The sequence below is a fragment of the Bacteroides stercoris ATCC 43183 genome (assembly GCF_025147325.1).
GTDB classification, from domain to species: domain Bacteria; phylum Bacteroidota; class Bacteroidia; order Bacteroidales; family Bacteroidaceae; genus Bacteroides; species Bacteroides stercoris.
In genome coordinates this window covers 750,240-774,493 of the sequence record NZ_CP102262.1, presented here as the reverse complement: position 1 = coordinate 774,493, position 24,254 = coordinate 750,240, and the positions used below count along the sequence as shown (strand labels likewise).

The window sequence follows — 24,254 nt, the reverse complement described above, 5'->3', positions numbered from 1 at the left end:
TCACAGCTCCCCTTATTTTTTTTAACCTAAACCTTAACTATGAAAAAATCTAATGTTTCTTTCATTTCACAAAAATGGAAATTTATTCTAATAATGCCAAATTAACACTCGGAAAATGTTTAGTCACTTAACATTAATTAGTAGAAATCTGTCAATTAGAGGAAGTTAAGTGTTATTTTTCCACAGTTTCACTGCTTTATTGAACGTGAAGATGTATCTTTGCGGCGAAACTAAAAAAATAAGAAACAATGGAAAATATGACGGGAGCAGACTTTAAATCTGCAACTGCTGATGACAACAGAAAGTTGTTCATCGAGACGTACGGCTGCCAGATGAATGTGGCAGACAGTGAAGTGATAGCCTCTGTGATGCAGATGGCGGGGTATTCGGTGGCCGATACACTGGAAGAGGCGGATGCGGTATTCATGAATACCTGTTCTATCCGCGACAATGCCGAACAGAAAATTTTAAACCGGCTGGAGTTTTTTCATTCGCTCAAGAAGAAAAAGAAGAATCTGATTGTCGGTGTGTTGGGATGTATGGCGGAACGTGTCAAGGACGACCTGATTACGAACCACCATGTCGACTTGGTGGTGGGGCCGGATGCTTATCTCAGCCTGCCCGATTTGATTGCGGCTGTGGAAGCCGGTGAGAAAGCCATTAACGTGGAGCTGTCCACAACGGAGACTTACCGCGATGTGATACCTTCGCGTATCTGCGGTAACCACATCTCCGGCTTTGTCTCTATCATGCGCGGTTGCAATAACTTCTGTACCTACTGCATCGTTCCCTATACACGCGGACGGGAACGCAGCCGTGATGTGGAAAGTATCTTGAATGAAGTGGCGGATTTGGTGGCTAAAGGCTATAAGGAAGTGACCCTGCTGGGGCAGAATGTCAACTCGTACCGTTTTGAGAAGGCGGACGGGGAGGTTGTCACTTTCCCTATGTTGTTGCGCACCGTAGCAGAGTCTGCACCGGGCGTACGCATCCGTTTCACTACTTCGCACCCCAAGGATATGAGCGATGAAACCCTGCAGGTTATTGCGGAAGTGCCCAATGTGTGCAAGCATATCCACCTGCCCGTGCAGAGCGGAAGCAGCCGTATCCTGAAACTGATGAACCGTAAGTATACCCGTGAATGGTATCTGGAGCGTGTAGATGCTATCCGCCGTATCATTTCCGACTGCGGTTTGTCTACGGATATATTTTCCGGTTTCCATTCCGAGACGGAAGAAGACCACCGGCTTTCTCTTTCCCTGATGGAAGAATGCGGTTATGATGCCGCCTTTATGTTCAAGTATTCCGAGCGTCCGGGTACGTATGCCAGCAAGCATTTGCCGGATGATGTGCCGGAAGAGGTGAAGATCCGCCGTCTGAATGAAATTATCGCTTTGCAGAACCGCCTTTCTGCCGAAGCCAACGCCCGCTGCATGGGTAAAACCTACGAAGTATTGGTGGAGGGAGTGTCCAAGCGTTCGCGCGACCAGCTCTTCGGACGTACCGAGCAGAACCGGGTAGTGGTTTTCGATAGGGGTACGCATCGCGTGGGCGATTTTGTGAACGTGAAAATCACGGAAAGCAGTTCGGCTACGCTGAAAGGAGAAGAAGTGTGATTTTGCGGTAATATTGCCGGTAATTTTACCGGTAATATTACCGCAAGTGATATATATAATATATATAATACCAGTCAGTATAAATACTGATCGGTTTGAAGCGTAAAAAACGCAATTTTACTATCCTGCAAGGTCCGTTTCCGGAATGCCGCGGGTTTGCTTCCGAAATACCGTGAGTTTACTCCCGAAATGCCGTGTGTTTGTCATGAAAACGCCCGGCATTTGTGTTTGAAATGCCTGGCATTTCAGGAGCAAACTCACGGCATTTTCTTTTTAAATAATTCACTTTTCAAAAACAAACTACAGGTTATTCATTTTTAGATATTTCGATTGACGCTATCTTTATTGTTAAATGGATTTTTTATTATTGATGCTCTGTTTTTTTACTTGATATTTCTAACCTGTATAGTTGTTGTTTTCATCCTATTCTTTTTATTTTCTTGTTTATTTCCCATTGGGTCTATAATGGGAAGGGTTTATATTTGACATTATATTTTCATATTATTGTCATATTTTTGGTAAAAAAGGACTTTTTTACTGTATGCTATGCAGATTTTGTTCCGGGTCTTTATTTATGTGTATTTTATTTTATAATTTTATGCACTTATTTTAAAAAAACAGAAAACAGTTCAATAAAAACAATTGTAAGATATTTAATATTTTTCAGTATGACAATTAAAAGTGCAATCGGATTTCTATCCTTGTTTATCGTTCTTCAGGCTTGTGAAAGTAAATTTGCTGAATTGCCGCAGGGTAATCAGGCTGCGGAAGCCACATTTACATCTGTCATAGATGATAGGGTGATGTCGAGAGCGGTCAATGCTTCGTGGGAAGCGAATGATGTGATCGGTCTTTTTATGCTCGACAATGCCGATAAAAAGGTCCTTAAAGCCAATGCGGCGTATGTCACCGCACGAGGTGACGGCAATTTCGTGGGCAAAGCGGGCAATGCCGTTTATTATCCGGAAGACGGAACGGCGGTGGATTTCATTGCTTATTATCCGTATGATGAGCAAGTGACGGATCATACCCGGTATGTCCTTGATGTGACAGACCAGAGCCGTCAGCAGGATATAGACCTGATGGCAGCTGTTAACCTGACAGGCAGAACTGCGACGTCCCCTACCGGCAATCTTCAATTCCGCCATTTGCTGGCAAAACTGGTGCTGAATCTGAGCAGTGCCGACGGCAGTTCGCTAACGGGCATCAAAGCAACGGTGCAGCCACTGATAAGCAAGGCTACCATAGACCTTTCGAAAGAGAGTGATAACATTGAATTGGGAAATGAAGAAAAAGCTGTTTCCATGTGCGTCAATAAAGAGTGTACGCAGGCGGATGCTGTGCTGATACCGCAATCCTTTGAAGGAAAACTGAAAATTACATTATCCATCAACGGGAAAGATAAGGAGATTGAAACAAATGTAGCGGGAAATATTGAGGCAGGAGAAAGGTATACGCTTAATTTGAAAATCAGTAATACAGGGGGAAATACAACGGTAGACCCTGAAGCGCCTAAGTATGCCAAGTGGTTTGAGACGCCGGTTATAACGAAGGCACAGATGGAAAATCATGATTTGATGTATGTTACTCATAATACGAAGCAAAAATATAAGGGTACTGCCCGACCGGATATGGAGGGACAGATGATACGTAATTATAGTATGCTGTATGATAAAAAGATGAAGATGGCACATTGGGTGGCTTATCCTTTGCATCGGTGCTATACTGAGAAAAATGTAGAGCGAAAGGATAACTGGGTTTCTGATCCTCTTGTGAGGGAGAATGAATTTCAAACTGTGGTTTCAAAATCCTATGGTGGGAAGATTTATAGAAGAGGACATCAAATACCGAGTAATGACCGTGTAGCTACCATGGAGATGAATAATCAGACATTTTATTTTACCAATCAGACTCCGCAAAGACAAGACAAATTTAACGGAGCTATTTGGATGAATTTGGAACATAGAATTAATAGTTGGTCTACGGCTTCGGATACAGTTTATGTTGTGACCGGTGCAGTACCGCCTTCAGATGATGCTACTTGGATAAAAGAAAAATCTATAAAGGATAATGATGGCAAGGATATTCCTATTCCGTCCTATTATTTTAAGGCTGTGGCGCGTAAGATAGGCGGCAAGTATCATACGATTGCTTTCTGGATGCAACATAGGGACTATACAGATTCTCAATCCTATATGAAATATGCGGTTTCCGTCAGTGATTTGGAAAAGAATACCGGATTTGAGTTCTTCCCGGGACTTGATGAGAGCACAAAGAGCCAATTGGATTTATCCAAATGGCAATAATCCTACTGTACAAAGGTACTCAATTAAGACAACATAAAAACAAAACCAATCTCAAAAACAAATCATTATGAGAGTCAGTAATTTATTGATTATGGGCGCATTGTCAGCCCTTGTTTTTACGGGATGTACTAACAATGATGACAATAGTGAATGGTTGGACAGTAACAGCGTTACTTTCAATTCCCGCATTGACGGCCTGCAGACCAAAGCTTCCAAAGACGTTTGGAGCAATGGTGATGAGGTAGGTATCTTTATGACGACGCAAACTGCTGAATTTGCCAACAAGAAATATGTTGCATCGGACGGCGGTACGCTTACGGCTGCTCCGGGACAGACATTGAGGTATCCGGAAGAAGGAACGGCAAATTTCATTGCTTATTATCCTTATTCCGCATCTTTAAACGGTAAGACTTTAGCCGTGTCTGTAGATAATCAGGCAGACCCTGCCAAAGTAGACTTGCTTTATTCTGATAATGCCAAGGCAATTGCTGCCGGAGAGGCTGTAGACCTGGCTTTCAAACATAAACTGAGTCAGATTGTGATTGCTGTCGGTAGCGATGAGACTCTTCCCGATATAAGCGGATTGAAAATCTCTCTTTCCGGAATGAATACACAAGCCGATTTTAATCTGGCTGACGGTACGCTGGCAGCTAAAGAGAGTAAAGCCGATATCGAGATGAATGTCAGTGCCGATGGCACTACTGCTGAGGCGATTATCTTGCCTACCACTACACTGGATGGCGTCAAGATGACATTCGTGCTGGACGGTAAGACTTTCGAATGGCCTGTTTCCGTAAATGGCGGTGCCGGTTTTGAGGCCGGATATAAGTACACGTACACTGCTACTTTGTCCACGGAAAACGGTAAACCTGCCGTTACTATGGGCGGAGCAAGCATTGAATCGTGGACAGACCAGCCTGGTGGCGATATTAATGTGGACTTTGGTGAAGGTGGCGGTGAGCAGCCGGAAGGAGTGGTATTTATTGAAACTTTTGGTACACCGGAAAAAAATGGTAACCAATGGCCATTGGTAAAAGATTATACAGGGTTTGATAATCCTAAAGAAATGTTTGAGGATGCTACGGGAAAACTTAGTGTGCGTACTACTGGTACTGATAAAAAAACTAATGTTTGGTTCTCCACAAATGTAGAGCATTCATTGAAGATAAAGAACATTGATATGAAAGGAGCTACTACTGCTACTTTGGAATATGAAGTTGGGGCAAATGTTTATGATCCGGGTGCCAGCCAGGACTTGGCTACTTTAAAGGTTCGTTGTAACGGTGTAGACCTTGCCGTACCGAGTAAAGTGGTAAGTAAAGAGAATAACGAAGCTAATCTTCCGTTTAAATTAGTTATTGAGAATGTTGCAGTAAGTGATAAAACTACATTGGAATTCTATTGTACATCAACTGATAATACTTGTGGTTTACGTTTATTTAGTGTTAAATTATCTTCAGGAGAAGGTGGAGGCACTGTTGAACCGGAGCCGGAACCGGAGCCAACGCCGGGTAATAATCTTTTAATTAACCCTGGATTTGAAGAATGGGGAGAAAAACTTCCTATCAAATGGGATAATAATTATAATATAGGTGAAATTGTAAAGGAAGCAACCATAAAACATAGTGGAGATTATTCTTTGAGACAAACATCAAGTAGTAAGACAAGTAAAATACAGCAGGAAGCTGAGGTTTTGGGCGGAAAGAAATATCGCTTGTCCTATTGGTTCTTAGATAATGATGCCAAAGCCAGCAGTCGTTATTGGTTTGCTTTAGTTGATGCTAATGGGAAAACTGTTAATGATTTGAATGCCGAAATACAGCAAGAGGAATATTCTGTCGACAATCCTGATTGGCAACAAGTAAAAATTGAGATTACAATGCCTGAAAATGTGGTTAAAGTACGTTTTGAGATAAGAGCTTATAGAAATATGACTACAAATGAAGCAGGAGGCTATATCTATTACGATGATATGGAGTTAATCCAGCTTGATTAATCCAACTTTTTTCTTCTTTGTATTTTGCATAGTGTGTCAAAATCTTCTTATCATAGACTATACAGGTAAATATAGATATGGATGGTAATCAATTCCTTAATCTTGTGTTTATCTGTGTACCTATAGTAGATTTTGACGCATTATTATCAGAATAGTTTTTAACCCCTCATTATTATACCCCAATTAACGTATGAAACTAAAATTACTGTTCTTCATTACATTCTTCTTCCCCTGTCTCGCCTTTGCTCAAAGTGCAGGTACGGTGAAAGGCAGTGTAGTCGGAGCAGTGAGCAATGAGCCTGTACCCGGAGTCATCGTCACTCTGACCGGGCAGGACAGACAGGTTACTACCGATGCAAACGGTAATTTCATTCTCCGTAATTTGCAGCCGGGAAGCCATGTCATACAGCTCAACTCCGTATTGATTACTCCGAAGAGTGTAACCATTGAAGTGGAAAAACTGGGCGTTACAGAACTTGAGCCCATTAAGGTGACCGAGCTGAATGCCACCGAAGACATCTCCATGATTGGCGTGATAGACGCAGGCATGGTGGATGACGATGTGGAGAACGCTTCGCAGGATGTGAGCTCCACCGTAATCCTCTCTAACGATGTCTTTCTGAACCGCGCCGCCTACCAGTTGTCGCCCGCCCGTTTCTCGCCGCGCGGCTATACCGGTTCGCAGGAACTGAAATACATCAACGGCGTGGAGTTTAATGACCAGAACCGCGGAGTGTTTAATTATGCCTCTGTTGGAGCATTGAATGACATGACCCGCAACGGTGACGTAACCAACTTCACCGCACCCTCTACCTTTACTTTCGGAGCACTGGGCGGTGCCGAAAATATAAATATGCGTGCATCGTCCTATACTCCCGGCGGCAAGGCTACCGTGAGCTATACCAACCGTAACTACTACCTGCGGGGCATGTTTACCTATTCCACCGGACTCAACGAAAAAGGATGGGCGTTTACCGCATCGGCAGGTGGCCGCTATTCGCACGAGGGAAACATAGACGGTACGTTTTACAACAACCTGGCTCTTGCTTTCTCTGCCGAGAAGCAGTGGCAGGGCGGCAAGCACAGCCTTTCGATGACCGCTTTCGTATCGCCCGTACAGCGCGGACAGCAAGGTAACTCATACCGTGAGGTCTACGAGCTGACCGACAACTACCTTTACAATCCTAATTGGGGATACCAGAATGGCAAGAAACGCAATGCGAAAGTAGTGACCGCATTCGACCCGACCGCCGTTATCTCGCATATCTGGAAGATAGACGATACTACGACGCTCACCACTGGTGTGGGTGCGCATTATGCACGCTATGGCAATACGGCGCTGAACTGGTATAACGCTCCCGACCCGCGTCCCGACTACTATCGCTACCTGCCCTCTTATTTTGAAGACGAGGATATGCAGATGCAGTACCGTGACTTATGGCGTAGCGGACGTCCCGATTTCACCCAGATAAACTGGGACAACCTTTATCTGGCCAATGCCAATAACCTGCGTGCCGGTAACGGTGCTGCCGTATATATGGTGGAAGAGCGCCGCAGCGACCTGTTGGAGACCTCGTTCAACTCCACACTGAACAAGCAGTTTAACCGTCATCTGGGTTTGACGGCGGGAGTAGGGGCGCGCTTTACGCAGTCGCGCCAGTTCAAGACGGTAGACGACCTGCTGGGCAGCAACTATGTGCTGGATATCGACAAGTTTGCCGAACGCGATTTTTCGGGCGACCACGACAAGTTGCAGAACGACTTGAACCGTCCGGACCGTAAAGTGTATAAGGACGGTATCTTCGGTTACAATTTCAATCTGAACATCTACTCGGCAAATGCCTGGGCGGTGAACCGCTATACTTCGCGGCACTGGGACTACTACTATGGAGCCAAGCTGACTTATACCAATTTCCGCCGCGACGGAAAGATGCGCAACGGACGCTATCCGGACAGTTCCTATGGCAAGGGTATCCGTCATCAGTTTACCGATATTACCGTAAAGGGCGGTCTCACTTATAAGTTTAACGGGCGCCATATGCTGACCGCCAACATCAGTTACGGCAGCGAAGCGCCGCTGCCCAATGAGGCGTATATCTCACCCCGTATCACCGACCGCACAATCGACAACATGAAGAGCGGACGCATCTTCAGCGCCGACCTCAACTATGTATTCTCCATGCCCCAACTGGCTGGACGTATCGGTGTTTTCCAAACCAATTTCTACGACCAGATGGAGCGTAACAGTTATTACGACGGCATAGAGGGCACATTCATCAATCACGTGTTGTACGGTGTAAACCGCATTCACCGCGGACTGGAACTGGGGGCTACCTACAAGTTGGACGACCATTGGAGCTTCGACCTTGCAGGAACCATTTCCGAATATTATTACAGCAATAACCCTGACGGTGTGAAGCACTCCGAAAACGGTAAGATAACGGATCAGGAAAAGGTGTACATGAAAGATGTTTATGTGGGTGGAATGCCGCAGTTTGCCGGCACTTTCGGTGTGCGTTACTTTGTGAACTACTGGTTCCTGGGAGCCAATGTCAACGGTTTTGCCCGCAATTATATCGAGGTTGCACCGTTGCGCCGCCTGTCGTCCAACTATGCTTCCGTCAATCCCTACAATCCGGAACAGATGGAGGCCTACCGTACACTGACTACGCAGGAACGTTTTCCGGCAGCTTATACGGTGGACATTTCGGTGGGTAAGATATTCTATCTGCCCGGACGCCAGTCTGTCAACTTCAACCTTTCGGTAAACAACCTGCTGAACAAGAAAGATATATGTACGGGCGGCTATGAACAGGGCCGTTCCGACCTGAGCTATCCTACGCGTTTTGGTGGCAAGTATTACTATATGCAGGGACTGAATTGTTTCCTCAACGTAAGTTATCGTTTTTAACCAATCCTATATAATCAGAAAAATTATAAGAATATGAAACTTTTCAATAGAATCAGCTTATTGCTTATCTCTTCTCTTGTGTTCGCAGCCTGCGAGCGCGATTATGATGCGCCGCCTTTGAACGAGCCCAAGTATGATGGTCCGGCAGCCAATACCACGATAGAGGAACTGCGTGCTATGGGGGCAACAGTAGGGGAGGATGCTCCCTATACCATTGGCGAGGAAAAAGTGATGAAAGCCGTTATCACTGCCAATGACGAGTCGGGAAATATCTTCAAGAAGATTTATTTGCAGGACGAAACCGGCGCCATCGAAATGGAAGTGGACCAGAACAGCGTGTATAATTACTATCCCGTAGGGCAGACGGTTTATATCGACCTGAAAGGATTGAGCCTTTCCATGTATGGCGATGAGTTGCAACTGGGACACCCCGACGGGTATCTTTACCGTACACCGTGGGAAGAGTTTCAGGCACACGTGAAGAAAGACAGTTGGGCAAATCCGGAGAATGTGACTCCGCTTGTAATAGATGATATCAGCAAGGTGAATGCCGATGTGAACGGCTATAAGTTCAAATTGGTGAAATTTACCGGCGTAACATTCCAAAATGGCGGAAAAGGCACTTTTGCTCCGGAGGATGACTATGGGGAAGAGAACATAGAGGACAGTCACGGGAATGTCATTATGATACGCACCAGCTCGTATGCCAACTTTGCAGCCAATCAGCTGCCGAAAGGAAAAGGAAGCGTAACCGGTATCCTGGGACGTTTCAAAGGAGGCTGGCAACTTACGGTAAGAAGTGCGGATGATGTGGCGGACTTTACGGAAACTCCGGGGGGAGATGAGACGCCGGAACAGCCGGAGGAGATGGTGACAATCCTTGAAGAGTCTTTTGGCAAGGAGAGCGGGCAAGGTGCATTTACCATAGAGGATGTCCAGCTTCCGCAGGGAAGTGATTATGTGTGGAAAGCGTCTAACTATAATGAAACTTATTATATGATGGCAAGCGCCTATGTTAATGGCGCTAATCAAGCCTCTGAAAGCCGTCTTGTTTCTCCTGTACTTGATTTGACAGGCAAAAATAGTGTAATCTTGACTTTCGACCACACCTTTAAAACATTTGCTGCCGATACGCATTTGGAAGATTTGAAACTGGAAGTAAGAGAAGAAGGGGGAGACGTATGGACAGAAGTCGGCATTCCTACCTATTCTACAGGAACAGATAATAAGTTCGTTGCTTCCGGTGATATTAAATTGGATACTTATACAGGTAAGAAAATTCAATTTGCGTTCCATTATAAGAGTTCGACGGCTAATGCTTTGAGGTGGCAGATACAAAAAGTAAAAGTAACAGCGGTTACCGGTGGCAATACCGGTAACGGCGGAACAGTTATCGAACCTACTCCTACCGGTAATTAAAAAATTGCGCTTTATGAACAGACGACTCATATTGTCAGCTTTTTTGGTATTATGCCTGTCCACCGGCTTGCTCGCACAGGGCAAGCTGCGTGTATATGCTGCCGCCTTTTATAATCTGGAGAATCTGTGGGATACGGAAGACAATCCGGATAATCCGGGCGATGATGACTTTACTCCGGGCGGTAAGTACGAATGGACACAGGTCAAATACGAACAGAAATTGCAGAATGTTGCCAAGGTGATTTCACAATTGGCGCGTGACTATTGTCCTGCCGGACCTGCCATTATCGGCATCTCCGAAGTAGAAAACAAAAAAGTCCTGGAGGACCTGGTAAAGACAGAGCCTATCGCCTCATTGGGCTACCGGATAGTGCATTTCGAGAGTCCCGACCACCGTGGCATCGATGTGGCTGCCCTTTACAATCCGCGACTGTTTACTTTTGTGTCTGCACGTACTTATCCGTTTGCCAAGCCCGACATGCCGGGCTATAAAACACGCGACCAGCTTTTGGTGAGCGGTATACTGGCAGGAGAGCCTTTTCACATGATTGTAAACCATTGGCCGTCACGCTATGGCGGTTCCAAATCATCACCCTTGCGCGAGTTTGCAGCCGGCATCACTCGCCATATAGCCGACTCGCTGCATGCCGATAACCCGCAGGCAAAGGTGATAATTGTAGGCGACATGAATGACGACCCCGATAACAAGAGTTGCAGCCAAGTGCTGGGAGCTGTGAAGAGCATCAGGGAAGTGAAGCCCGGCGGTTATTATAATGCTACCTGGAAGCTCTTTGAGCAAGGCATCGGTTCGCTCTGTTACCAGAATCAGTGGAACTTGTTCGACCAGCAGATTGTTTCGGGTAATCTGATAGGAAAGGACCGCAGTACATTGAAGTTTTGGAAATCGGAAGTCTTTAACCGTCCGTTCCTTATCCAGCAGGAAGGAAAGTATAAAGGCTATCCGTTGCGCACTTTCTCCGGAACTACTTTCCAGAACGGATACAGTGACCATTTGCCTACTTTGACTTATTTTGTAAAAGAACTCTGAGTAAGGTACAAAGACGGGGAGTACGAACCTCACGGACCGTACTCCCCTTATTAATGTATTGTTAACTTTAATTTTTCATTATTCTGCCATTGTCAGTAGGTTTACCGTGTGGTATATGCGGTTGCTTTTGTAGGCTACCGGCATATTCTCCGCATTCATTTCGTACACGCTCTTTCTCACATCTTTATCATAAGACTGATGCTTTTCGTTCCAGCGGGCGTAGGATAAGGTGATTTCATTGTCGGCATACTGATAGGACATCCTGAAATAAGGCATCCATTTTTCTTTGACGCTGTCCCATTTGGAGGCGGTTTTATTTGTCAGGCGGTTTTCGTCATCGTATGTAAATTCATAACGCATGTGGTTGTAGAGGTAAGTTCCGCTTTGTCTGAAGATGGTTTTTGCCACTATCAGGTCATTCTGTACTTCCTCATTGGTAATGAATCTGTCCTGGGCTTTGACTTCTGAGTTCATGATACTTACGATAATCATTGCTACGAATGCGACTGCTTTGAATAAATTTGTAGTTTTCATAATCTTTATTTTTTTATTGTTACTATTCCTGTTTTACCGTTAGACGTGACTGCCGATATAAAAAGTTGCTTTTTCCGTCTTTTTTTCTCGAACGTCTTCGCATTATAAAAGTCAATAACCGTGCCAATAGATTAACTGTTTGATTAACAGTGTATTTCTTGTTTTTATCTCTGTTCATTATCGGACAGTTGTCCGCCTAAGAACGGACACAAAGGTGATAACCGGTCCGTTTTGTGAAGAAAACCTGAGTTGGGATTTCTCTGTCTTTTCAATATCGGGTTGCAGTAGGGCGGACTTTTATTTCATGTTAATATTAAATCTCCTTAATGAAAGCCTTGTAAATCACTTTTTATTTGTTATTTTGCACCAAATTTAGGATTAATGCGGTCTGTCCGTTTCAGGCTGCATTTCCTTATCGGTAAACGTTCGATGAATAAACTCACTATAAAAGCTTGTCCGGTATGTGGAGGAACGCATTTGGAGCGTACCTTGACCTGCATAGACCATTATGCTTCGGGCGAGGCATTCCATTTGTGCCGTTGCCGAGATTGCGGTTTTATCTTTACTCAGGATTTTCCTGTGGAAGCGGAAATCGGACGCTATTACGAAACTCCCGATTATATTTCCCACTCGGATACGAAAAAAGGAGCGATGAACTCCGTATACCACCGTGTACGCAGTTATATGCTGAAGCGGAAAGCGCGTCTGGTAGCGCATGAGGCGCATCGCAAGACGGGACGTCTGCTGGATATAGGTACGGGTACCGGTTACTTTGCCGATACGATGAACCGTGCCGGCTGGCAGGTGGAAGCCGTTGAAAAGAATGCCGGAGCGCGTGTGTTTGCCAAAGAACATTTTGGATTGGAAGTGAAGCCGGATACTGCGTTGAAGGATTTTGAGCCGGGGAGCTTCGATGTCATCACGTTGTGGCATGTAATGGAGCATCTTGAAGTATTGAACGGGACTTGGGAAACCTTGAACTCGTTGCTGACGGATAAAGGTGTGCTGATAGTGGCCGTACCCAACTGTTCTTCATATGATGCCAGAAAGTACGGTGCATATTGGGCTGCCTACGATGTTCCCCGTCATTTGTGGCATTTCACTCCCGCTACTATCCAGAAATTAGGCTCCAGGCACGGCTTTATTCTGGCAGAGCGGCATCCCATGCCGTTTGACGCGTTTTACGTGTCTATGTTGACGGAGAAGAACATGCGTCGTTCGTGCCCGTTTCTGCGCGGCATGGTTGTCGGTACGCTGGCATGGTTTCATGCGTTGGTAAGGAAAGAACGCAGCAGCTCCATGATTTACGTATTCCGTAAGAAAAAGAGCGAAAAAACGGTAGAGTGATAAATGTGAGAAGGGATTGAAAATGAATAAGAAAGCTAAAAACAAGTCTGTGCCCTGTTTTGATATGCAGTTCATCACATCCAGCATAAGCACTACGTTGGTGTTGCTGCTGCTGGGGCTGGTGGTGTTCTTTGTATTGGGCGCTCACAACCTTTCCGTATACGTAAAGGAGAATATCAACTTCTCCATTCTCATCAGCGACGACATGAAGGAGAGCGATATACTGAAGTTGCAGAAAAAACTGGATAAAGAACCGTTTGTGAAGGAAACGGAGTATATCTCCAAAAAGCAGGCGCTCCGCGAGCAGACCGAGGCAATGGGAACAGACCCGCAGGAGTTTCTCGGCTATAACCCTTTTACGGCGTCCATTGAAATTAAACTGCATTCCGGTTACGCCAATTCGGACAGCATCGCCAAGATAGAGAAGAAAATCAGGAAGAATACGGATATACAGGAGGTGCTTTATCAGAAAGACCTGATTGATGCGGTGAATGAGAACATCCGCAATATCAGTCTGATGTTGCTGGGGCTGGCAGTCATTCTGACTTTCATCTCTTTTGCCTTGATAAACAATACAATCCGCCTGACCATTTACTCCAAAAGGTTCCTTATCCATACGATGAAGCTGGTGGGGGCAAGCTGGGGCTTCATCAGGCGTCCGTTCCTGCGGCGCAACTTCCGGATAGGCGTATTGTCGGCTGTCATTGCCGATGCCATTTTGTGGGGAGCCGCCTATTGGCTGGTTTCTTACGAACCGGAACTGATCAGGGTTATCACTCCGGAGGTGATGCTGCTGGTGTCTGTTTCCGTACTGGTGTTCGGAGTGCTTATTACCTGGTTGTGTGCATTGCTTTCCATCAACAAATATCTGAAAATGAAGGCAAGCACCCTGTATTACATATAACACTGCTTTCCGAAAAGCAAAGTTTCAGATAGTAAATAGTAAATCGTTAAATAGTAAATAAACAGATGAGTAAACAGAAGTTCGCTTTCGACAAGACCAATTTTATTTTGCTTGCTGTCGGCATGGCGGTAGTGATACTTGGTTTTATCTTAATGACCGGTCCCGTATCCACACCGACACACTTTGAGCCGGATATCTTTAGTGTAAGACGCATTAAAGTGGCGCCGCTGGTATGCCTGCTGGGGTTTGTCTTTATGATATATGCAGTATTACGTAAACCGAAAACAGAAGATAAAACAGAAGAATAACTATGGGAGATTTGAGTACGCTTGAAGTGATTATTATCGCTATTGTAGAGGGACTGACGGAATTTTTGCCGGTTTCTTCTACGGGACACATGATTATTACACAAAATCTGTTGGGCATAGAGAGTACGGAATTTGTGAAAGCCTTTACGGTAATCATACAGTTCGGTGCAATCCTTTCGGTGGTCTGGCTGTATTGGAAACGTTTCTTCCGTCTGAACCATACTCCGGTTCCGGCAGATACTTCCGCGCTGAAACGCTTCCTGCATAAGTTTGATTTTTACTGGAAACTGCTGGTGGCGTTCGTTCCGGCGGCTGTGCTGGGATTTCTGTTCAGCGACAAGGTCGACGAAATGCTGGAGAGCGTGACCGTAGTGGCCGTGATGCTCGTGATTGGCGGTGTGTTCATGCTGTTCTGTGACAAGATATTCTCGAAAAACAGTGAGGATACCGTTCTGACGGAGAAGAAAGCCTTTAATATCGGTCTGTTCCAGTGTATTGCGATGATACCGGGTGTGTCCCGTTCCATGGCAACGATTGTCGGCGGTATGGCACAGAAGATGACGCGTAAGGCTGCGGCCGAGTTCTCTTTCTTCCTGGCTGTTCCCACGATGTTTGCAGCTACGGTATATAAGATGCTGAAACTCTTTCTGGACGGAGGAACGGAGATTATCATGAATAATCTGCCGGCGCTGATAATAGGCAATGTGGTGGCATTTGTGGTGGCTTTGCTTGCTATCAAGTTCTTCATCAGCTTTGTAACGAAATATGGTTTCAAGGCATTCGGATGGTATCGTATCATCGTCGGAGGAATCATCCTTCTGCTGTTGCTTACGGGACACAATTTAGAGGTGGTGTGATGATGGATTTTAAAGAGGGAGAAGTTCTGTATTTCAATAAACCGCTGGGGTGGACATCGTTCAAGGTCGTAGGGCATGCGCGTTACCACATTTGCCGGCGGATGAAGGTAAAGAAGTTGAAAGTAGGCCATGCCGGTACACTCGACCCGCTTGCCACGGGCGTGATGATAGTATGTACGGGCAAGGCGACAAAGCGGATTGAGGAGTTCCAGTATCATACCAAGGAGTATATCGCCACCATTCGGTTGGGCGCTACCACCCCTTCCTATGATTTGGAGCACGAGATAGACGCTACCTATCCTACGGAGCATATCACGCGGGAGCTGGTGGAGGAGACATTGAAGAAGTTCACAGGCGAGATACAGCAGGTGCCGCCTGCTTTTTCGGCTTGTATGGTGAACGGCAAGCGTGCCTACGACCTTGCCCGCAAAGGTGAGGAGGTAGAGCTGAAGCCCAAGTTGCTGGTGATTGACGAGATTGAACTGCTGGAATGCAACCTGCCGGAAATAAAAGTCCGGGTAGTGTGCAGCAAAGGCACTTACATCCGCGCCTTGGCACGCGACATCGGTGAAGCGCTGCATAGCGGTGCTCATCTCACGGCCCTGGAACGTACCCGTGTGGGGGATGTCCGCATAGAAGACTGTCTGAATCCGCTTGATTTCAAAGAGTGGATAGACGGGCAGGATTTAGTTATGAGTGATGGGTTATAAGTTATTGCTACGAAGGAGCATACTGCTGGATAACTCATGCCATTTATGACTAAAAAATATACTGAAATAAACAATAAATAACTTATAACTCATAACTGATTATGAAACTGTCGCAATTTAAGTTTAAACTTCCTGAAGAGAAGATTGCCTTACATCCTACAAGGTATAGAGATGAGTCGCGCCTGATGGTACTGCACAGAAAGACGGGCGAAATCGAACACCGTATGTTCAAGGATATTTTGGATTATTTCGATGATAAGGATGTATTTATCTTTAATGATACGAAGGTGTTTCCCGCCCGGCTGTACGGCAACAAGGAAAAAACCGGTGCACGTATCGAGGTATTTCTGTTGCGTGAGTTGAATGAGGAGTTGCGCTTGTGGGACGTGCTGGTAGACCCTGCCCGCAAAATCCGTATCGGCAACAAACTCTATTTCGGTGAAGATGACTCTATGGTAGCCGAGGTGATTGACAATACCACTTCGCGCGGACGTACCCTTCGTTTTCTGTATGACGGGCCGCACGACGAGTTCAAGAAGGCATTGTATGCTTTGGGCGAGACGCCGCTGCCGCACAGCATCATCAACCGTCCCGTGGAACCGGAGGATTCGGAACGTTTCCAGTCTATCTTTGCCCGCAACGAAGGTGCTGTAACGGCTCCTACGGCAAGCCTGCATTTCAGCCGCGAGCTGATGAAGCGCATGGAGATTAAGGGAATTGACTTTGCCTATATTACATTGCATGCCGGTTTGGGCAACTTCCGCGACATCGATGTAGAGGACCTTACCAAGCATAAGACGGATTCCGAGCAGATGATTGTTACGGAAGAAGCCGTAAAGGTTGTAAACCGTGCCAAGGATTTGAACAGGCAGGTGTGTGCCGTAGGTACTACGGTGATGCGTGCGATAGAGAGTACCGTCAGCACAGACGGCCATTTGAAGGAATATGAAGGCTGGACGAATAAGTTCATCTTCCCGCCGTATGACTTTACGGTGGCCAATGCGATGGTATCCAATTTCCATATGCCGCTTTCCACGCTGCTGATGATTGTTGCCGCTTTCGGCGGTTACGAGCAGGTGATGGAAGCCTATAACGTGGCATTGAAAGAAGATTACCGTTTCGGTACTTATGGAGATGCGATGTTGATAACAGACAGGTAAAATAGCGGTTAGGGATTAGCGGTTAGTGTTTAATGATTAGTGATTAGCACTATGCAGGCAGGTTGCGTTATTACGCCGCAGGGCACTAATCGCTAATCACTGAACACTAATCACTAAACTTAAATGATGTACGTTTACTTTGGCTTAGGAACTAATCTCGGCGACAAGGAGCACAATCTCCGCCTCGCTGTCCGGAAAATAGAAGAGCGGGTAGGGAAAGTCGTTTCCCTGTCCGCTTTTTATGCTACTGCTCCGTGGGGCTTTTCTTCGGAACATACGTTTCTGAATGCGGCGGCCTGCGTGGAAACGCTTCTTCCGCCTTTGTCCGTGCTTCATCTCACCCAGGAGATAGAACGCGAGATAGGGCGTACGCATAAGTCTGTAGGCGGGGTCTATAGCGATCGGGTGATTGATATCGACCTGCTTTTATACGGTGACCTGGTGCTGGATACTCCCGAATTGAAGCTGCCTCACCCGCTGATGCACGAACGCCGCTTTGTGATGGAACCGTTGGCGGAGATTGCACCGGACCTGGTGCATCCGATATTAAAGAAAAAGATGCGGGAGTTGTTGTGAAAAATAGTATCTTTGTTTCCGTGCATAAATAAGTTTGCTCATGTTCAGATATTCGGCTTTCATACTGTTCCTTTTTTGTTTTTATTCCGGTTTGGCGGCCGCGGATAAGACTGATGACGATGCCTTGCTGTTGCAGCTGGATAAGATGATTGAGCAACGGGAGGTCTATCAGGAGAAGGTGGAAAAGGAGATTACAGAGCTCCGCAAGATGCTGGATTATGTGGGAGACGATAAAGCTAAGTTTGATATTCTGGGCGATTTGTTTGTTATGTACCGCTCCTTTAAAGTCGATACGGCGCTGATTGTAGCGGAGCAAAGGCTGCAATTGGCAGACAGGTTGGGTGAAGAGTATGTTAATCAAGGATTAATGAACCTGGCCGACGCTTTGAATAAGATAGGAAAACATGAAAATGCGTTGAATGTTCTTGACAGGGTGAAAAGAACCGGGGCGGTACGGAAGGATACTTACTTTTATTATCTGTATCATACTACCTATCTGTCCTGCTATAATGATGAAACGGAGGCTTCCAGGAAGCGGTTGTTTATGCGGCAGATAAAGGCTTATAAAGATACTTTGATAGCTATCAGCGACCCTAATACGGCCAGTTATGTGACCAATCAGTGCGGTCGCCTGGGTTTGCAGGGAAAATGGGATGAGGCTATCCGGATACTGACCGGATATTATGAACACTGTACGGATACGAACCCCGACAAGGCGAGGGTGGAATATCTGTTGGCGGAATTATATTTGGGCAAACGTGACATACAGCAGGCAAAGCACTTCCTTATCCGGGCTTCCATTACCGACATAGCGAATGCCAAGAAAGTATATATGTCTTTGCAGCAATTGGCAATCCTGCTTTTTCAGGAAGGAGACATTGCAAGAGCCTATAATTATATCTCCTGTTCACTGGAAGATGTGAGCTTCGGGAAAGCCCGTTACCGCATAATAGATATTGCCGAATATCTTCCTATTATCAAAGCGGCTAATGACAGCCGCATCAAGGCTGATAGAGACAGGGTCTTGTTTTTTCTTTTGGCTTTATCCGTACTTGTTATTGCATTGGTAATCGTTTTCTTTTTCCTTCGTAAGAAAAATCATAATCTGCTGAAGGTAAAGAAGTCGTTGGCCGAACAGAACCAACGCTTACAGGAAGTGACCGGAAATCTGACCCGGATGAATGAAGAGATTAAAGAATCCAACCATATTAAGGAAGAGTATATCGGTTTGTTATTCAATATCTGTTCCGAATATATTTATAAGCAGGAGAATAACCGCAAGAGTTTACTGAAAATCGTCAATACCGGTTCTATGGCGGATATTTCCAAAATGCTTCATAATCAGTCTTCGACAACGGAAGATTTCAAACTGTTCATCAGTAAGTTCGATACTATCTTCCTATCTATATTTCCGGATTTTGTGGAATCGTTCAATGCTCTTTTGAAAGAGGATGAACGTATACAGGTGAAAGAAGGCGAGTTGCTGACTCCCGAATTACGTATCTATGCACTTATCCGTTTAGGTATCAACGATAATTCCAAAATTGCCAACTTCCTTCACTATTCGCTTCAAACCGTATATAACTATCGTTTGAAAATGCGGAATAAAGCGATTGTTCCCGGAAAAGACCTGGCTGTTCAGGTACAAAAGCTTTAAAAAACACTTCCTCCGGACTTACTTTTACAACATATAGTGTGTTTGGTATGTCGTTGTAAATAAATGTATTATCCTATATAATACTTTCCTTTCACTTACTTTTTCATTCAGTGTCTTTGTTCGGCGAATTTGTAATATCTACTTTCGCTCACAATCTAATTCATACCGGATTTTCGGTATACTTTGTTACACTTTAATTTAAAAACATTATGAAAGGCAAGAAAAATCCAGAGACTTTTGGAAGAAAGTGGCGGTATCTGTTTATGATACTCGCTTTGGTTTTCAGTGTAGGGGGTTCTGCACAAAAGACAGTTGTGAAAGGCAATATCCTTGACAGGGACAATCTACCCGTTATCGGAGCCAATATTTTGGAAAAAGGGACGACAAATGGAACAATCAGTGATGTAGACGGTAACTTCACAATCGCCGTAAGCAGCCCCAAAGCTGTTTTACTCATTAAATACATCGGCTATAAAGATGTGGAAAAGGCGGTTTCTCCAATGATGAAAATTGTGATGGAGGAAGATAGTGAGATGCTCGAAGACGTAGTCGTTATAGGTTATGGAAGTGTGAAGAAGTCTGATGCGACAGGGTCGGTAACCGCTATCAAGCCGGATGATTTCAATAAGGGACTGCGAACTACTGCCCAGGATGCATTGGTAGGTAAAGTGCCGGGCGTAAATGTTGTTGCAAGCTCCGGCGCTCCGGGAGCGGGTGCTACTATCCGCATCAGAAGCGGTGCATCGCTTTCCGCATCCAATGATCCGCTAATCGTTGTTGACGGTGTACCGGTGGATAACTCCACTATCGAAGGTGGTGGAAACGTAATCGGCGGTATCAACCCGAACGATATCGAGACATTTACCGTATTGAAAGATGCTTCGGCAACTGCTATCTACGGTTCCCGGGCATCTAATGGCGTGATTGTGATTACTACTAAGAAAGGGTCCGATTCCAATCTGCGTTTCAACTATTCCACTAACCTTTCTGTAAGTACCATTACGGAAAAATTGGATGTGCTTTCTGCCGATGAATTCCGTGAATTTGTTCCTACGGTATCGGGTGTCCCGGGTTCTGTAACTTTAGGGACGGCTTCCACGGATTGGCAGGATGAGATTTACCGTACGGCATTCGGACAAGAGCACAACTTTTCCGTTTCCGGCAAGGTGAAGAAAAATGCACCTTATCGTCTGTCGGTAGGCTATAATAACCAGAACGGTGTGGTGAAAACAAACAACTACGAACGCTTTACCTTTAATGGCGGTATATCACCCAAATTCTTTGATAACCATCTTACCGTTGATTTGAATGTTAAGGTTTCGTATGAAGACAATCAGAAAGTAGATGAGAGTGTCGTTAATAATGCATTGCGATATGACCCTACCCGTCCTGTTATGACCGGAAGTGCAACGGGTGCTGATGAACCGGGACTGGGTTATTTCATCTGGATGAATGGAAACTCCCCCATGGCTATCCAAACCGATAATCCTGTGGCACAGCTTGAATTGCAGGATTTGCATAATAAAGTGACCCGCTCCATCGGTAATGCCGCTATCAATTATAAGGTACATCGTTTGGAGGATTTGCAGCTGAATGCGAATTTGGGTTATGATGTGCTGAAAAGCAAATATACCAAGAATGTGCCCGATATGGCCGGTATGATGTATACATCTAACATGAAAGACGGTACAGGGCTTGTGTATGATTCTAAACAGAACAAGCGTAACTACTTGCTGGACTTATATGCCAACTATGCTCATGTATTCAATGAAAAACATAATTTCAGCGCAATGGCGGGATACGGTTGGCAGCATTTCTGGAAGAAATTCGATGCAACCACTCTTTCTCCGGAAGGCAAAGAACTGTTTTCGCCCAATCATTATGAGTCTGAATATTACCTGCTCTCTTTTTACGGACGTCTGAATTACTCGTATGACAACCGCTATATGATTACCGCCACTTTACGTTCGGATGCGTCTTCGCGTTTTGCCAAAGATAACCGTTGGGGATTATTCCCTTCCGTAGCGTTGGGATGGAAAATCAGTCAGGAAGCATTCTTGCGCGACTCGGAAGTGTTGTCAGACTTGAAACTGCGTTTGAGCTACGGTCAGACCGGACAGCAGGATATTCTGAATGACTATCCGTATATGACTACCTTTACGGTATCTTATCCGGAATCTTGTTATCAATTCGGAGACAAATGGTATTATACCTATCGTCCGAACGGTTATGACTCGGATATTAAATGGGAGACTACCGAAACCTACAATATCGGTTTGGATTACGGTTTCCTGAATAACCGCATTTACGGTTCTGTCGATTATTACCAACGCCATACGAAAGACTTGCTGAATACTATCAATGTAATTTCAGGAACCAACTATTCTTCCGTCATCACAACAAATATCGGCGAGATGGATAATAAAGGTGTGGAATTTGCTATCAATGCAGTGCCTGTACATACAAAAAACTGGAAATGGACAGTAGGCATGAATTATACGTGGAATGATTCTGAAATCACGAAGCTGAATGTTATCGATTCGGATGCCAATTTTGTGCAGACAGGAGCCATTTCCGGTACGGGCAAGACAGTTCAGGTGTTTATGGTAGGTCAGCGTCCTTATACTTTCTACCTGGCAAAGCAGGCCTATGACGATGATGGCAAACCTATGGAAGGGCAGTATGTGCAACCGGATGGTTCCATCTCTGCCACGGAAACCAAATATGCTACGGACAAAAGCGCATTGCCTACTTCCTATCTGGGATTCAATACCCAGCTTACTTATAAGAATTGGGATTTTGCCATCAGCGGACACGGGGCATTCGGCAACTATGTATACAATTATGTGGCTGCCGACCAGTATGTACAATCCGTGTACAGCGATCAGGGCAACTTCTCCAACATATTGCGCAGAACCAAAGATTCCGGTTTCCAGAACCAGCAGCTTTATTCGGATTATTTCCTGGAAAAGGGCAACTTCTTCCGTATTGACAATATTTCTTTGGGATATACGTTCCAGAAGTTATGGAATAGCTCCAGCTCTTTACGCCTGACGTTCGGTGTACAGAATGTTGCTACCTTTACAAGCTATTCCGGTATCGACCCGGAGATTTACAGCGGCATCGATAAAGAGGTATATCCCCGTCCGCGCGTATTCTCATTAAGTGCTAATTTAAATTTCTAACGGCTTAAAACTATACAATATGAAAAATATAATTGCTTATTCGTTTATTTTGTTCTTCGCGGGCATAAGTCTGGTTTCTTGCTTGGGCGACCTGGACACGATGCCTTTGGATGATAACCAGCTGGTAAGTGAAAAGGTATACCAGACAAAAGACGGCTACACCGGTGTTTTGGCAAAGTGTTATGCATCACTGGTTCTGACAGGGCAGAAAGGTGGTGACGGAGGTGACGGCGACCTCGAAGGTGCTAATGAGGGCTATTCCGGTTATGTGCGCCTGTTGTTTTATTTGCAGGAGTTGAGTACGGATAATTTTTTGATGCCTTCCTCTTCCAACGGTTTGCGTAAATGTTTGAATTTGCAGTGGGATGCTTCCAATGCTTCGGTCATTACATGGACTTACCAGAGACTTTATATGAGTATTGCCTATTGTAACGAGCTTTTGCGTGAATGTACGGAAGGCAAGTTGCAGAGCAGAGGACTTTGGGAAGAGATGAAAGATGATTATGTGAGCTATCGCGCAGAAGCCCGCTTCATACGTGCTTATTGCTATTCGATGCTTTGCGATTTGTTTGGTGCGGTTCCTTATGTGGATGAAAATACGGGTGTGAAAGAAATTCCGGTTCAATATACGCGTAAGCAGATTTTTGAGTTTGCAGAAAGTGAATTGCTGGCTATCGAAAACGAACTGAAAGCTCCGGGAAGCAATGAGTACGGACGTGTTGACCGGGTAGCCGGCTGGTTCCTGCTGGCCCGAATGTATCTGAATGCACAGACTTGGATTAATGAGAATAAATACCAGGAAGCATATGCTTATGCGGTAAAAGTCATTGCCGACGGGCATTATCCATTGGCTTCCGATTATCGTGAAATCTTTTTAGCGGATAATAATACCTGTAAGGAGATTATCTGGCCGCTGGTACAGGACGGCTTGCGTGCACAGAGTTCTGCCGGAACGAATTTCTATGTGAAAGCTTTTGTAAACGGTCCTATGGATGAACTTTATAAGACCGGTGTCGGCTCCAGAGGCTGGGGTAATGTCCGCGCTAAAGTATCATTGGTGGATGCGTTCGATGCGGATGATGTCATGTTCGACGGCAATGATACTTGGGGAAATAATAAGAAAGATAAGAGAGCACAGTTCATGACCGCTCTTCCTAATCAGGTGAAAGACACATGGGATGTAAATATGGATATGACCAGTACGTTTACATGCGGATACGGTTATATCAAGTGGAGAAACGTTACGAAAGAGGATGAACTTTGTCCTTCGGGAGATGCCTATACTTCCATTGATTTTCCGCTGTTCCGCACAGCAGATGCCTATTTGATGGCTGCTGAGGCCATTTTGCGCGGAGCGAACGGTACGCAAAGTGAAGCGTTGGGGTATGTCAATGAGGTCAGAACAAGGGCTTATATGTCCGGTAAATATGCGAAAAACGGCGTACGTTCCGATGTGTCCGGTGAAATTACGGCCAATGAACTTAATCTGGACTTTCTGTTGGTTGAACGTCAGAAAGAACTGGCTTCTGAATTGACAAGGCGCACCGATTTGATTCGGTTCGGCAAATATACGAAAGGGAATAACTGGGATTGGAAAAACGGTGTGCGTTTAGGGGCGGATGTGGACGATAAATACAATTTGTTCCCGATTCCGGAAAGTGAACTGACGAACAATCCTACTCTGGTGCAAAACGATGGCTATAAAGTAATAAAGTAAAAA

The 24,254-nt window shown here is 45.2% G+C and carries 17 protein-coding genes; 16 read left to right on the top strand and 1 reads right to left on the bottom strand.

Annotated features, from left to right (window positions below):
• Positions 1-248: 248 nt before the first annotated feature.
• The 6 genes from miaB to NQ565_RS03285 all read left to right on the top strand — a co-directional run bounded on the left by miaB (position 249) and on the right by NQ565_RS03285 (position 11,296).
• The gene (gene miaB / locus NQ565_RS03310; RefSeq protein ID WP_005655722.1) at positions 249-1,616 is read left to right on the top strand and encodes a tRNA (N6-isopentenyl adenosine(37)-C2)-methylthiotransferase MiaB; all 1,368 of its coding nucleotides are present in this window, start codon (positions 249-251) and stop codon (positions 1,614-1,616) included.
• Between the two features lie 668 nt (positions 1,617-2,284).
• Complete coding sequence (locus NQ565_RS03305) at positions 2,285-3,922, top strand: fimbrillin family protein (protein ID WP_005655719.1); 1,638 nt, start codon at positions 2,285-2,287, stop codon at positions 3,920-3,922.
• Positions 3,923-3,989: 67 nt separating this feature from the next.
• The gene (locus tag NQ565_RS03300) at positions 3,990-5,918 is read left to right on the top strand and encodes a fimbrillin family protein (RefSeq protein WP_005655717.1); all 1,929 of its coding nucleotides are present in this window, start codon (positions 3,990-3,992) and stop codon (positions 5,916-5,918) included.
• Positions 5,919-6,108: 190 nt separating this feature from the next.
• Positions 6,109-8,829 carry a TonB-dependent receptor gene (locus tag NQ565_RS03295; protein ID WP_005655716.1) on the top strand — a complete coding sequence of 907 codons (2,721 nt, stop codon included), beginning with the start codon at positions 6,109-6,111 and terminating at the stop codon, positions 8,827-8,829.
• A 33-nt stretch (positions 8,830-8,862) separates the two neighbouring features.
• A complete protein-coding gene (locus tag NQ565_RS03290) occupies positions 8,863-10,248 on the top strand; it encodes a DUF5689 domain-containing protein (RefSeq protein ID WP_005655714.1) in 1,386 nt (461 codons plus the stop codon).
• Positions 10,249-10,261: 13 nt separating this feature from the next.
• Positions 10,262-11,296 (top strand): endonuclease/exonuclease/phosphatase family protein, encoded by a 1,035-nt coding sequence (locus tag NQ565_RS03285; protein ID WP_005655712.1) that lies wholly within the window; start codon positions 10,262-10,264, stop codon positions 11,294-11,296.
• 78 nt (positions 11,297-11,374) lie between these two features.
• Here NQ565_RS03285 and NQ565_RS03280 read toward each other — a convergent pair whose 3' ends face one another.
• The gene (locus tag NQ565_RS03280; protein WP_005655710.1) at positions 11,375-11,830 is read right to left on the bottom strand and encodes a DUF3836 domain-containing protein; all 456 of its coding nucleotides are present in this window, start codon (positions 11,828-11,830) and stop codon (positions 11,375-11,377) included.
• A gap of 429 nt (positions 11,831-12,259) precedes the next feature.
• Here NQ565_RS03280 and NQ565_RS03275 point away from each other — a divergent pair, with 429 nt between their 5' ends.
• The 10 genes from NQ565_RS03275 (at position 12,260) to NQ565_RS03230 (ending at position 24,251) form a co-directional block, all read left to right on the top strand.
• Positions 12,260-13,177 carry a class I SAM-dependent methyltransferase gene (locus NQ565_RS03275; RefSeq protein WP_040316027.1) on the top strand — a complete coding sequence of 306 codons (918 nt, stop codon included), beginning with the start codon at positions 12,260-12,262 and terminating at the stop codon, positions 13,175-13,177.
• 22 nt (positions 13,178-13,199) lie between these two features.
• Positions 13,200-14,081, top strand: a complete 882-nt coding sequence (locus NQ565_RS03270; protein ID WP_005655706.1) for a cell division protein FtsX — start codon at positions 13,200-13,202, stop codon at positions 14,079-14,081.
• Positions 14,082-14,146: 65 nt separating this feature from the next.
• Positions 14,147-14,389 carry a DUF3098 domain-containing protein gene (locus NQ565_RS03265; protein ID WP_005655705.1) on the top strand — a complete coding sequence of 81 codons (243 nt, stop codon included), beginning with the start codon at positions 14,147-14,149 and terminating at the stop codon, positions 14,387-14,389.
• A gap of 2 nt (positions 14,390-14,391) precedes the next feature.
• Positions 14,392-15,246: an undecaprenyl-diphosphate phosphatase gene (locus NQ565_RS03260; RefSeq protein ID WP_005655703.1), complete on the top strand. Its 855-nt coding sequence runs from the start codon at positions 14,392-14,394 to the stop codon at positions 15,244-15,246.
• A complete protein-coding gene (truB, locus tag NQ565_RS03255) occupies positions 15,246-15,956 on the top strand; it encodes a tRNA pseudouridine(55) synthase TruB (protein ID WP_005655702.1) in 711 nt (236 codons plus the stop codon). The genes NQ565_RS03260 and truB overlap by 1 nt, the downstream gene beginning before the upstream one ends.
• Before the next feature lie 101 nt (positions 15,957-16,057).
• Positions 16,058-17,116, top strand: coding sequence for a tRNA preQ1(34) S-adenosylmethionine ribosyltransferase-isomerase QueA (queA, locus tag NQ565_RS03250; RefSeq protein WP_005655700.1), 1,059 nt, complete (start codon positions 16,058-16,060; stop codon positions 17,114-17,116).
• Positions 17,117-17,242: 126 nt separating this feature from the next.
• Entirely contained in the window at positions 17,243-17,692 is a 450-nt protein-coding gene (folK, locus tag NQ565_RS03245; protein ID WP_040316025.1) for a 2-amino-4-hydroxy-6-hydroxymethyldihydropteridine diphosphokinase, read from the top strand.
• Between the two features lie 40 nt (positions 17,693-17,732).
• Positions 17,733-19,349, top strand: a complete 1,617-nt coding sequence (locus tag NQ565_RS03240; RefSeq protein ID WP_005655697.1) for a DUF6377 domain-containing protein — start codon at positions 17,733-17,735, stop codon at positions 19,347-19,349.
• A 209-nt stretch (positions 19,350-19,558) separates the two neighbouring features.
• Positions 19,559-22,534 (top strand): SusC/RagA family TonB-linked outer membrane protein, encoded by a 2,976-nt coding sequence (locus tag NQ565_RS03235; protein ID WP_005655696.1) that lies wholly within the window; start codon positions 19,559-19,561, stop codon positions 22,532-22,534.
• A gap of 19 nt (positions 22,535-22,553) precedes the next feature.
• The gene (locus NQ565_RS03230; protein WP_005655694.1) at positions 22,554-24,251 is read left to right on the top strand and encodes a RagB/SusD family nutrient uptake outer membrane protein; all 1,698 of its coding nucleotides are present in this window, start codon (positions 22,554-22,556) and stop codon (positions 24,249-24,251) included.
• Positions 24,252-24,254: the final 3 nt, after the last annotated feature.